The sequence below is a fragment of the Chondromyces apiculatus DSM 436 genome, from assembly GCF_000601485.1.
Taxonomy (GTDB): domain Bacteria; phylum Myxococcota_A; class Polyangia; order Polyangiales; family Polyangiaceae; genus Chondromyces; species Chondromyces apiculatus.
In genome coordinates this window covers 1-12,251 of sequence record NZ_ASRX01000132.1, presented here as the reverse complement: position 1 = coordinate 12,251, position 12,251 = coordinate 1, and the positions used below count along the sequence as shown (strand labels likewise).

The 12,251-nt window shown below is 68.4% G+C and carries 6 protein-coding genes; all 6 read right to left on the bottom strand.

Going from position 1 to position 12,251, the window contains the following annotated elements; translation table 11 throughout:
- The coding region (locus tag CAP_RS42510) for an AAA family ATPase (RefSeq protein WP_044252234.1) at window positions 1-1,324 on the bottom strand (1,324 nt) is incomplete at its 3' end.
- Window positions 1,321-2,454, bottom strand: coding sequence for a metallophosphoesterase family protein (locus tag CAP_RS42505; protein ID WP_052376913.1), 1,134 nt, complete (start codon window positions 2,452-2,454; stop codon window positions 1,321-1,323). The genes CAP_RS42505 and CAP_RS42510, both read right to left, overlap by 4 nt.
- A gap of 12 nt (window positions 2,455-2,466) precedes the next feature.
- The gene (locus tag CAP_RS42500; protein WP_044252232.1) at window positions 2,467-3,483 is read right to left on the bottom strand and encodes a trypsin-like peptidase domain-containing protein; all 1,017 of its coding nucleotides are present in this window, start codon (window positions 3,481-3,483) and stop codon (window positions 2,467-2,469) included.
- A 56-nt stretch (window positions 3,484-3,539) separates the two neighbouring features.
- Window positions 3,540-7,382 (bottom strand): effector-associated domain EAD1-containing protein, encoded by a 3,843-nt coding sequence (locus CAP_RS42495; RefSeq protein WP_044252230.1) that lies wholly within the window; start codon window positions 7,380-7,382, stop codon window positions 3,540-3,542.
- 28 nt (window positions 7,383-7,410) lie between these two features.
- Window positions 7,411-10,770: an AAA family ATPase gene (locus CAP_RS42490; protein ID WP_052376912.1), complete on the bottom strand. Its 3,360-nt coding sequence runs from the start codon at window positions 10,768-10,770 to the stop codon at window positions 7,411-7,413.
- 75 nt (window positions 10,771-10,845) lie between these two features.
- A complete protein-coding gene (locus tag CAP_RS53085) occupies window positions 10,846-12,168 on the bottom strand; it encodes a hypothetical protein (protein WP_197041592.1) in 1,323 nt (440 codons plus the stop codon).
- Between the last annotated feature and the right edge of the window lie 83 nt (window positions 12,169-12,251).

Here is a 12,251-nt window from a genome sequence, read left to right as displayed (position 1 = left end):
CCCCCCGCCCCCGCGCCACCACCCGCGTCCCCTCCGCTTCGAGCCGCGCCCGGAGCACCTCCTGCCGCTTCGCCAGCGCCTGCATCTCGTCGTACGTGCCCCCCTCGAGCGCGTGCCATGCCCGCGCGCGCTCCACCTCGGCGATCTCCTCCGCCACCGCCTCTGCCCGCTGCACGTCCTGCGCGAGCCGCGACGCCTCGGCCATCACGTGCGCCCGCGCCAGGGTCACCTGCAGCGCATCCCACCGCGCGCGCATCTGCCCGAGCACCCCATCGAACCCCGACAGCGCCTCCCTCGCCTCCTTCTCCTCTGCGATGCGCACCGCGAAGAACCGCACCATCTCGGCGAGCCGCTGCTGCTCCCGCGCCACCTCTCCCGCCAGCGCCTCGACAGCCGCCGCCATCTCCCCCCGCGCGTCCGTGTCGCGCTGCCGCGCCATGCAGATCGCCTCCGCGGCCAGCGCCCGCGCGCGCAGCTCCCCGAGGTGGGCCTCCTCCTTCTCCAGCGCCCGCGCCCTCCGCTGCGCCTCCGCCAGCTCCGCCCGCAGCGCCGGGAGCGTCCGGTCCACCTCCGCGAGCTTCACGGAGTCCGTCGCCCAGCGCTGCCGCCACCCCTCGCAGGCCTGCATCTTCGTCGTGATCGCCTCCACCCGCGCGTCCGCCTTCACGCGCCGGTCCTCGGCCCGCTTCAGCTCCGGCGCCGGCTGTTCCCGCCTCGGCGTGTAGAACCTCCCGACCTCCTCGATCACCCGCGTCCGGATGCGCTCCCCGTGCTTCCCGCCGGTCAGCACCCCTACTTGCCTCCCCACCGCCTCCGCCAGCGCCCCCCGCACCTCGTCCCCCAGCGTGCTCCCTGGATCCTCGTGGGCCGTCTCGTCCTGCGTCACCCAGAGCAGGCCCCACACCCCCATGTCCTCCCGGCTCACGGCGCCCTTCTTCGGCGACCGCCCTTCGAGCCGCTGCAGCAGCAGCTCGTCGGCGTCACGGTTCCTCACCGTGGTCCCGTCGCCGAGCCGCACCTCCGTCATTGCCTTCTCCAGGAAGCGCTTGTGCACCTGGATCACCTCGCCATCGAGGCTCAGCGTGATCTCCACCTCGGGCCCGAGCCGCGTCCCGTGCGGCTGGAGCGCCTGCATGCCCTGGTGTCGCGTCCCGGAGCGCTCGAAGAGCCCCGCCCGCAGCGCCTCCACGATCGTCGACTTCCCCGCCTCGTTCCCTCCGGAGATGACGTTGATCCCTTCCACGAAGGGCCCGAGCTTCACCGTCCCCACGAGCGGCCCCACGTTCCGCACCGTCAGATCCACGAGCCTCACCGCGCGATTCATGCGACCTCCTTGTGCAGCCGGTACAGGAGCCGCAGCGCCTGCGCGCTCTCCTCCTGCGGAACGCCCACGACCCCTTCCCGCAGCCTCTTCGCCACCTTCCCGATCCACCCTCCCCGCCCCAGCTCCTCCAGCCCCTCGTCCCGCACCACCACGTGCAGCCCCTCGTCCCGGGTGCGCATGAAGTGGAACCGGTCCCGCGCCCGCGCCAGCACCTCCACCTCCAGCCGCGCGCTCAGCTCCACGTCGAGCACCCCCTTCAGCGTCAGCTCCAGGAGCGTCCGGTCCTTGCCCGGGTAGTCCGCGAGCACCCTCTCCAGGTGCGCCAGGTCCTCCGCCGTGCTCACCGTGTGCTCGAGCTGCTTCCACCGGAACGAGCACACCTCCTCCGGCGTCACCAGCGGCGCCTCTCCCCTGCCCTCCACCTCGACCAGCAGCACGCTCCCGGGATCCCGCTCCTTGAACCGCGTCGCCTCGGGCGTCCCCGAGTACCAGGTGCGCTCGTCCACCTGCAGCCGCCCGTGCCAGTCCCCGAGCGCCAGGTAGTCGAGCCTCGCCCTCTCCGCGAGGTCGGCCGGGATCGCATTGAGGAGCGGCGCCTCCTCGCCGTGGAACCCCGCCAGCACCTCCTTGATCCCCCCGTGCGCCACCCCCACCCGCACCTGATCCAGCGGCCCCAGCGCTGCCGAGAGGTGGTCTGTCACGTCCCCGAGCGCATGCTTCTCGAACAGGGGACAGGGCAGCAGCACCACCCCGTCACACGCCGCGACCGGCGCACACGAGTCGAGCACGCGCACGTTCGCGGGGCACTCCCGCTTCCAGCGCTCCGACTGGTAGAGAGATCCGGGCGTCAGCGGATCATGGTTCCCCGGCAGCAGGAACACCGGCGCCGCAATCCCGCCCATGGCGTCGAACGCCTTGCGCAGCGTGTCCGGCTTGATCTCGTGGTCCTCGAAGACGTCCCCCGCCACAACCACGAAGTCTGCCGCGAAGTCGCGCACCAGCGTGCCAATGCGCTGCACCGTCCGCAGCCGCGCATCCCGCACCACCGCGCCCGCCTCCCCGGGAATGAAATGGGCACGAAGCCCGAGCTGCCAGTCCGCCGTGTGAATGAAGCGTGTCGCCGTCCCCATCTTCCCCTCCCTTCACGCCAGCGGTGAAGCCTCACCGCGCGCCGCCTGGATGACCGCGAGGACCCGCTCCACCAGGATCCCCTCGTTGCGATAAAACTGATCGTTTGTCCCCGGCTCGACGATCCACCCCCCGCTATGGTGGAGAGCCACAAGCTGCCAATCCTTGTCGAACACCGGCGACCCCGACGATCCGGGCAGCGTATCCGTCAGGTATTGCAGCCGCCCCTCCCCCGAGAACACCACGAGGTTGTGGAAGAAGGAGAGCTGCTTCTGATCCCCGCCCGGGTGCTGGATGATGTTCACCCGGTCGTCCCGCTGGATCTGCGCCGGCTTCAGCGCGATGGCTCCCCACCGCGCCGAGGGCTCGCCGGTCACCCGCACGACGGTGCAGTCATCGGCGCTGGAGGTGGCGAAGAACGCCTGCGGCTCAAGGGGGAGCTCCTCCATCTCCGCGTCCAGCCCATCGACGGTCTTCTGGAAGTTGAACTGCACGCGCGCCCTGGCGGCCATCTCGCGGCTGCGGAGGACGTGGTGGTTGGTGACGAGCAGGTCGCCCGCGGCCAGGAAGCCGGAGCCGAGGGACCCGTCGGCGCATTTCACGCGCACCACGGCGCGCGCGCAGCGCATGCCGAGTTCCAGGAAGCTCACGGGCACGAGGGAGCTGCGCTTGCCGAGGATCTTCTCCAGGGTCTGACCCCCGCGGCCGTGCCAGCCGAGGGAGGTGAGATCGGGGCCCTGGGCATATCGGACCGGCTTTCCCTCCAGCAGGCGCAGCAGAGCATCATCGTCCGGGTAATCCTGGAGCGCCAGCTCGAGGATTGCCTGCATCCAGCGCTCTCCCTGCTTGTAGGCCTCCTCCAGGATGCTGAACCAGGTGAGATCGGCGCGGTTGTTGAATCCGATCCGGATGGGATTGAGGCGCACCTTCTCCACGAAAGCGCGCGCCTCGTCGATGGTCGGGTATTTGCGGGCGAGCGCCTCGCGAAAGGCGGCCCGCGTGGCACCGTCACGCCATTGTTCGCTTATCATCCCTCATTCTCCATGAAGTGACTGAATCAATGCACGTTCGTGGGCGCAGCAGTGCGTCACCAGCCGCCCAGTTCCTTTCTTGCCTGTTTCAGCTCCGGATACTCAGGGTAGTCATTCAGTACCCGGTCGATGATGGAGATCACCCGTAGGCTCTTCTTCGCTTCTTCGAGAATCGCCTGCCAGACCTCACGCGGCGTGCCACGAAGCTCGATGAGCGTCATGTTGAGCCCTGCGTCCACCGCGATCATACGGGCACTGGGGGCAGACCCATAGAGACAGGCGAGGAAGTCTCGTAGCTTCCCGACACGAGCGGCCAGCTCATCTTCGGGAACTCTGGGCGGCGGCGGTTGGGGCGGGGGAGGATTGAGAGAAAGACCCAGCTTCTTCTTCCCCTTGTTCGTACTTTTCCCCCCGCCGGTTGGAACGACAGACGTCCCCGCACCATCAACTGGGCCTAGCTGGCCGTTGTCCGTGCCCTTGTCCTTTTTCGGAGCTTTCTCGTGGTTGACCATCCACAGGTTGCCCTCCTCGTCTCCGGCGCAGATCACCCCGGTCCCCAGCGCCACGCACCGAAACCACGACGTCCCCTGAACCGTCCCCACGCACGCGCCGCTCTCCAGGTTCCAGATCTTGAGCGTCTCGTCCTCCGAGGCCGACACCACCTGCTTCCCGTCCTGCGAGACCGCGCACCCGAACACCCGCCGCTCGTGGCCTCGGAGTTCGTGGACGCGCTGACCCGTGAGGAGGTCCCACACCTCCAGCACCCCGTCCTCGCGGGCGAGCACGGCGCGCCTTCCGTCGGGCGTCATCGCGCCGGCGAGCAGCGGCGCCACAAAGCCACTCTGGCTCCGCACCAGACGCCCCGCGGCCGTGTCCCACACCTGAACGACGCCAGCGCGCGAGAAGAGCAGCGCCCGCTCCCCGTTGAGGGTCAGCGCGCACCCGTCCACCCGCTCAAGGCTCGCGTCCTGCGTCCCCCCGGAAGGACCGGCGGTGGGCTCTCTCAGCACCATCCCACCGGCAGGTGAGGTCGTCAGGACGCGGCCCCCTCCCAGCAAGGCGCAGCCGCTCACCCGCTCGTCGTGGTCCGGGCCGATCTCGAAGCGCTTCGTCACGATCTCCGCGCGCTTCGCCACGATCTCGACGCCCTCGCCGTCGAGGCTCCACAGCCTGACGCTCCCGTCGCGCGCCCCGGAGAGCACCTGGCGCCCGTCCGCGGTGATGGCGCACGTGGTCACCGGTGCCTCGTGCCCCTCCAGCGTCGCCGTACAGGCGCCGCTCTTCACGTCCCACACCTTGAGCGTCCCGTCCTCCGACGCCGACACCGCGCGGTTGCCTCTGGGCGTCACCGCGCACGCAGCGACGGGTTCGGCGTGCCTGCCCTGCGACGAGAAGCCCTCGGGGCTGCCCACCTCCCAGAGCTTGAGGCTCCGATCGTGCGAGGCGGAGACCATCCTCCTTCCGTTCGGCAGCACGGCGATGGCGGACAAGGCGCCTTCATGGGCCTCGATCACCCGCACCCGCTGACCCGAAGCGATCTCCCAGACGTGCACCGCGCCCGTGGACATCCCGCAGAGGAGGTGACGCTCGGCGTGCAGGGTTGCCAGGGAGTCCACCCTTCCCTGCCCTTCTCCGAAACGTCTCACGCACCGCCCCGTCGCGATCTCCCACTGCAGCACCAGACCGTCGCCGCTCGCCGCGAGCACGTGCGTGCCGCCGGAGAGAGGCACCAGGGCGGTGACCCATGCCTTCTCGTCGCGCCTCGCGGGCACCACCTCCGGGCCTTCTTCCCCACCCCTCACCTCGCGCCCCAGCACCCGCTCGCAGCTCCCCGAGGCCAGGTCCCAGACCCGGACCGTGCGATCCCGCGAGGCCGAGACCAGGCGCCGCCCATCCCGCGTGATCAGGCACGCCGTCACGTAATCCGTGTGGCCTTCGAGCGCAGCCACCCGGGAGAATGACGCCCGCTCCCAGACGGTCAGGGCACCGTTGTCCGACCCCACCACGATGCGCTGCCCGTCCGGGCTCACCCCGCACGACGTCGCCCAGCGCCCCTGGTTGTCGAGGGTGGCGGTGAGCCTCTTGGCGGCGACGTCCCAGAGCCGCACCGTCGCGTCCGTCGAGGCAGACACCACGGTCTTGCCATCCGCCGTCACCGCGCACGCGGTAATGTCGTCCTCGTGGCCACGCAGCACCGCCACGGTGTCGCCCGAGCCCAGCGCCCAGAGCCGCAGGGTACGGTCCACCGACGCGGAGACCAGGTGACGGCCATCCGGCGTGATCGCGCAAGCGACGACCGGCTTCTCGTGGCCGAGGAAGGCGTGGAGCGGTGTCGGCCCGAGGCGCACGCCGTGGCGCAAGCGGAGCGGAGGGAGCCCTGCGGGGAACCGCAGCACGTTCTCGATGTGCTTCGGCGACCAGCCCGCACAGCGCAGGCGGTTGTACAGCAGCGCCGGCAGCACCTCCGACCGCCCCCGCAAACGCCGCGACTCCGCCCCCAGGGCCGCGAGCACCACCAGAAGCTCCAGCGAGCGCTCCCCGCTCAGGGCTCGGATCAGCGCCTCGTAGTCGCTCTCGACCGCACCAACCCCCAGCTCGCGGCACTTCTCCTGGAGGTAACCGATGTTCGTGCAGAGCTTGCGCGCCTCGTCCAGTGTTCCCGCCGCGATCCGGTGCTCCACGGCGTGCCGGAGCGCGTAGTCACGCTTGCGCGACACCTCCTCGGCGGGCGGCCACACCGCCAGCTTGTCCACGAGCAGGCGGTGGAGTTCCCGGATCCGCTGCTCGCCCAGCCTCTGGACCACGAACTCGCGGAAGTAATCGTGGTAGAGCCGGTAGGCAGGTTGCCCCCCGTGCCACTGCGCCTGCTCCTGGCGCAGGAACGGGCGCGTCAAGCGAAGGAAGTCGACTTCATCGCTGCTCGTGCCCCAGCCGAGCAGCTCTCCGAACAGGTAGGCAGGGAGCGCCTCACGCGCCGCGCAGGCGATGCCGAGGCCCCTCAGCACGAGCTGGCACCTGGGCTCGCCCACCGCGATCAGATCGCCCCAGATCTGCGCGGCGAAGCCTTCGAGCTGCTGCGGAATGTTCGTCACCACCCGCCGCTCGGGCGGCTGGTCGTCCAGCCAGTCCCGCAGCCGGATGGCGTGGAGCAGGTTGCCCCCGGCGCTGCGAACCGCCTCCTCGATGAGCGCCGCATCGAGAGGCGGCGAGAACTCGCGCGCGTGGTACTCCCAGAACGCCCTGACCGCCGCCTCGTTCGAGGCCCACCACGTGGTCTCGTCGAGGTCGATGCGCTGCACCTTCTCAAGACCATTCAGGTCGGAGTACACCGGCCTCGACGCGCACAGCACCACCACCCAGGGCGGCAAGACCTGCGGCAGGTAGCGCAGCAGCGCGTTCCTCCCTGCCTCGTCGCTCGCTGCCTCATCGAGGCCGTCGAGCACCAGCACCAGGCGCTGGTTGGAGGGCATGAGCACATTCTTCGAGACCCGCTTGAGGAGGTCGCCGAGCCGCGCATCGACCGGCTGCTGGAGGTCCACCTGCTCGTGGAACTGCCGCTCGATCTGCGCGCACAGGTTCTGCACCACCACCTCGGGGCGATCCCACCCCTCGTTGCCTCGGCGGATGAGGTGACACGGGGTGTCGTCCGGCAGCACCTTCAGCATCTGCATCAGGATGGCGCTCTTCCCCGCGCCCGGGCCGCCGAGGAGCAGGATCCACCCCCGGGACAGCGCCCGCTCCCCGACCAGCCATTCCCGCAGCCTCCTCAGCACGTCCTCGCGCGCGAAGAGCTTGCCGTGGCGTTCCCGTTCCACCTCGAAATCGATGATCTCGCCGCCCACTGTCTCACCTCGTACGTCGACCGGGCTCGCCACCGCGGACCCTGCGCCTTCATGCATCGGAGCCTCCTCTCAACGTGCCTTCGGGTCAGCGCGCCTTAGGGTCAGCGCGCCTGCGGCTGGACGTCGGCGTGGTGCCGGCTCTCTCACCACCAGGCCCACTCCCCCCGGCACCGCCTGCTGCCTGCTTGCGCGACGCGGCAAGCCTCAGGACTTCGTGCTCGGGGACCTGCTCGGTGCGCAGGAGTGCCTGGTGTGCCTTGAAGGCCGTCACCTTGCCGTCCTGGAGCAGGTGGAACTCCCCGGTCGACTGCCCCGGGATCTTCCCTGCCACGTTCACCCGCGCCTCCGCGAAGAGCGGCTTCATCTTCTCCAGCGCCACGTTCTGGGCCACGCGCCCCACGAACCAGCTCCGGATGTTGTCGCGGCACTTGTAGTCGAGGTCTCCCGGGCTCTGCGTCGCGAGCAGCATCCCGAGTCCCCCGGAGCGCGCGCGCCGCAGCAGGTTCTCCATGGGCCCCTTCGTCGCGGGCTGCGACTGCGCCGGCAGGTACACGTCTGCCTCGTCGAACATCGCCACCGCTTGCAGGCGAGGCGACGGCGCCCGCGTCACCCACCGGGTCAGCGTCAGCAGGAGCTGCGAGACCCAGAACAGGATCTTCGCGTTGTCCCCGAGAAACTTGGTGCTGATGATGCTGAGCCGCGTCTTGCCCGGGCGCGCGTGGGCACCGAGCCCGAGGAGCAGCTCCGCGTCGAGCTTGTCACCGTCGGACGACAGCAGTTCCTCCGAGCCGAGCTTGAAGACCTCCAGGTCTTGCACCAGGTTGATCAGGAGCCGCGTGTCGAGGCGCCCGAGCGCGGCGACGAGCGTCGGGTCCTCCTCGTCGATGAACCCGATCAGCGTCTCCAGATCGAGCTGGTCTGCGGATCCGTGCTCTGCGTAGATCTGGAACGCCTGAACGAGGATCGCGCGCAGGCTCTTGTCCTTCCGGGTCTGCTTGTAACCGAGCATGTCCCCGAGCGCCTCGGCCGCATACTTCGCCGCCTGGTCGCGCTCCAGATCCTTGAGCTTCCCGACCCCCTTCGGCATCAGGGAGAGCGCAAGCTGCCGGCCCTCCGGGTGCCCCGGCGTGAACACCGCCACGTCGAGCCGCTCGCGCAGCGCCCGGCGCCGGGCCTCCAGCACCGGATCCGGGTGCACCTGGTTCCAGGGCGCCTCGCGCGCATACGCGCAGAGGTCACCCTTGCGGTCGACCAGAACGGCCGGCACCCCCTGCAGCAGGAGTTGCTCGATGACGTTCAGCGCCAGGGTGGTCTTGCCGCTCCCGGTGCTCCCGAGGAACGCCGCGTGCGCGGTGAGCACGGCCGGATCGATCTCCACTGGATGGCTGACGATCTCTCCGCTCACCCCGAGCGTGATCGCTCCCGCCTCGACGCGCGGGGGGCTCTCCGGCGACCCTGGCGCCTGCTTCGCGCGGAAAGGTGACACCCCGCTGAGCATGGTATCCGGCTCCTGGAACATGGAGATGACCGGTGCGTCGCGCTGCACAGCACGCTCCACCGTGGGCGGCCTGGTCGCGGGCGCGGGGCGCGGGGCTGGCTCCTCGAAGCGCTCCAGCCGGTCGAGATCCAGCACGTCGATCAAGGGCCGGAGCCGCGACAGGTGGTTCTCCTCCATGAGCCAGGCGAGGAACTGCGCTCGCCGCTCGCTCTTGTCGCGGAACTTCCGGAAAGCGGCGATCGTGCGCCAGTCGCTGTCCTCGACGACTGCCTTGCGTCCGCCTGCCTTGAGGATGCCGCCGAGGACCTGGACGACCTGAGTCTTCGGGTTGCTGGGAAACTCGATGCAGCGAATCATCGCAGGAATCCGCTTCTTCCCCGCCACCGCCACCGTCTCTTCGAGCTGCACGCGCAACCCCCCTCCCTGGGGTGCTCGGTTGCACACGGCCACGACGATCTCCTCGACGGGCCTGAACCCGCCACCCGCGACGGGGACCTCGATGCGCACCTCGATCATCCTGCCTTCGACCTTCACCTTGAAGCGGCAGCCGGTCTCCAGCTCGTCGGCGCAGGCCTCGATGGCCCAGCCGAACAGCTCCGCGAACTCCTCCTCGTCCTCGGGCGGCTCTTCCTGGTTCTCGGCCAGAAAGTCGTTCCATTCCTGCTCGAGCTTCTCCTTGGACTCCTTCGCGCTCCGCTCCTCGGGCGGCGGCGGAGGGGTAGGACGGGGAGAGGAGTCCCCCGGAGGCTCCACGACCTGGCCTGCCTCGATGCACTCGTCGCGGTAGTTGCGGCACTCGTCGAGCACGCTGCGCGCCCGCATGCCCACGAGCTGCCGCACGAGCCTCGGGGGAATGGGGTAGATGGTGTCTGTCGCGCCGTTCGGGAGCCGTAGGCCTGAGGTTTCGTAGAGATGCCCGAGCCGTTGCCGGATGATCATCTCCACCTCCTTGGCGGTGCGGGCGCTACGGAGATGCACGGGCGCCGGATCATTCTCCAGGCGGTCGAGCGTCGAGCGCGTCAGGCGATTGCGGAGCGCCTCGTAATAGTCTTCGAGGCAAGCAATCACGATCACGCTGGAAGGCACCTGATCGGCCACGCTGCACAGCGAAGCCATCGCCCGCCGGAACAGGGTCTCGGCCTGATCGCTCTGGTAGGCGTCCTCGAACTGGTCCACGCACAGCACCAGCGCGCGTGAATCGAGGGCCCACATCAGCCGTCCGAGATGCTCGACAAGCTTCTGTGCGTCCTCGTCCACCCGCTTGGACGTGATCTCCCCGAGTACCTTGCGGTCCTGCGGCGACAGCTCCTCGCAGCGCAGGTACTTGACGACCCGCTTCTTGAGAGTCGAGTTCTGGCGCTGCAGGTAGAGCAAGGCCCGGACGAGATCCAGGTCGAGATCCTCGTAGCGAGGCTGTGCGAAGAGGCTATCCGCGGCCTGCTCGACCAGGCTCACGACATCGTCTTGCGACAGGTCCTCTCTGTCCTGGAGGTCGGCAATGGCCTGCCCATTTCCGCACCGCGCCGCCACCGCACTGGAGAGATGGTGCAGCCCCGATTTCGTACCCAGGGGCTCGTAGTAGGGCTGATCCAGCGAATCGATGAGGTTGTTCAACAGATAGCGCGGGTACGACACCGCCGTGGTCATGTGCATGTAGCCCACGAAGCCCAGCCCGTCGCGGTGCACGTGATTGCGGAAGGCGCGTACGAGGTGCGTCTTTCCGCTCCCCGACTCCCCGAGCAGGAGCAAGATGCGCCCCGCTTCCAGGCCTGGCGGCGTGGTGGCCTGGGTGAGCAGGTGCTGGAACTCCTCGCGCGCCTCCTTGTGCACCGACTCCACGTCGAACGGGTTTTCCCGCCAGATCTGGTGCCGATGCTCGATCGAATGAAAAATCTCTTTCTTCGTGTTCGACAGGAACACGTCGAGCAGGGCATCCCGCTCCACCATGACCCACCCATCCTCTCTTCAATGGCGACGCTCGCCACCCGCCATCATCGACGGGCGCCTTCCGCGTCGGTGTTCCTAGATGCGCACGAAGTGAAACGTGGAGTTCATGTAGCGGGTCTCCGACGAACTGACATCCTCGGGAGACATGGCCTCCACCAAGTCCGCGCGGCTCAGCTCCAGAAGCTTCTTCCGGTGCGCCTCCACGAGCCGCTTCTTGAAGGCCTCCGCGTCCGTCACGTCGGCGCCCTCCTCTTCGAGGCGACGCCGCACGTGCGAGATGAACACCTTGTTCTTGCCGAACCGCCCCTTGCCATCCACTGCCCGCGCCGCGGCAACGACCTTCTTGGCGAAGGTGTTGTTGTTGGAGGGCATGGGTTCAAGCACCGTCGTCGTCGTCGTCGTCGTCGGCGGCGGCGGCGGCGGCGGCGGCGGCGGCGGTGGCGGCGGCGGTGGCGGCGGCGGCGGCGGCGGCGGCGTCTCCGTGAATTGAATCGTCTGCTGTTTGCCGTGTCCGGCTGGATCCGAACCAGGGCTTACTCCAGCCGCATCTCCGCTTCCCGACTTGGAGCCAGCATTCACTGAAGTGGACGTCTCCGTTCTTTTCGTCGACCCTTTCCCGACAACATGCGCCGTCAGCGCTGCTCCGGTGGGTGCATCCGGGTCGGCGAGCCAGCGCTGGAGCGCAGTTCCATAAAGATCATTGGCAGAGACGCCTGTGACTCCGGCGGCCTTTGCTGCGAGAGGCGCCAGAAGACGCTCGGAGTCCTTCTCCTTCAGTGACTCGTCAGCACTCCGGCCGAGCATCCGACCGAGAAGCACCTTCCGTACGGCCTCGATCGTGAATGCCTCTTTCCTGTGCTCCTCTCCCAGTTGTTTCCACAGGAGGAGATCGCGCACCTCGGGCCAGCGTGCCGTCTCCCCTGCTTCATTCAGCTCGTGGATCTTGACCAGGACCGAGATCCGCACGGCGGTCACGTCGTTTCCCTCTTTCTTGGGACGGGTTTTGGCTTTCCCATCGATTGCCAGTTTCGGCGTAGGAAGGCCCAGAGCCTGCGTGACCATATATCGGCTGCGAATTGTCGACCATGTGGCCTCCTTGGGAATGCCGGCAGCCTTCACAGTCTCCTGCGCAACGCGCAACCCCTCGTCCGTGAGCACCGCGGAAGATCTCGGCGCACTCTTCACCAGCTTCGCTTGCTGAAGCTGCTCCATCTCCTCATCAATCGTCGTCGTGTGGCCTTGCGTGCTCTTGCTCAGGAACCTCTCTCGCAGAGGGTTGAGCGTCTTGCTGAAATTCAGCCTCGTCTCCCTGCGGTTGGGCCGCGTCATCAACCACAGCAGCCCCAGCGTCCCCATCTTGGAAATCTTCTTTGTACCCGTCGCATTATCAGCACTCATCGTCCGCCCTCCTGCACGACTTCTCGGCCGGCACCTGCATCACCCACGGCATTCCCCCACCCACCCCACCCCCACCACGTTCC

Bases quoted from the DNA above. Each gene is read 5' to 3' on its own strand.
- CAP_RS42500 (WP_044252232.1), bottom strand. From the start codon at position 3,483: ATGATAAGCGAACAATGGCGTGACGGTGCCACGCGGGCCGCCTTTCGC.
- CAP_RS42505 (WP_052376913.1), bottom strand. From the start codon at position 2,454: ATGGGGACGGCGACACGCTTCATTCACACGGCGGACTGGCAGCTCGGG.
- CAP_RS42490 (WP_052376912.1), bottom strand. From the start codon at position 10,770: ATGGTGGAGCGGGATGCCCTGCTCGACGTGTTCCTGTCGAACACGAAG.
- CAP_RS53085 (WP_197041592.1), bottom strand. From the start codon at position 12,168: ATGAGTGCTGATAATGCGACGGGTACAAAGAAGATTTCCAAGATGGGG.
- CAP_RS42495 (WP_044252230.1), bottom strand. From the start codon at position 7,382: ATGCATGAAGGCGCAGGGTCCGCGGTGGCGAGCCCGGTCGACGTACGA.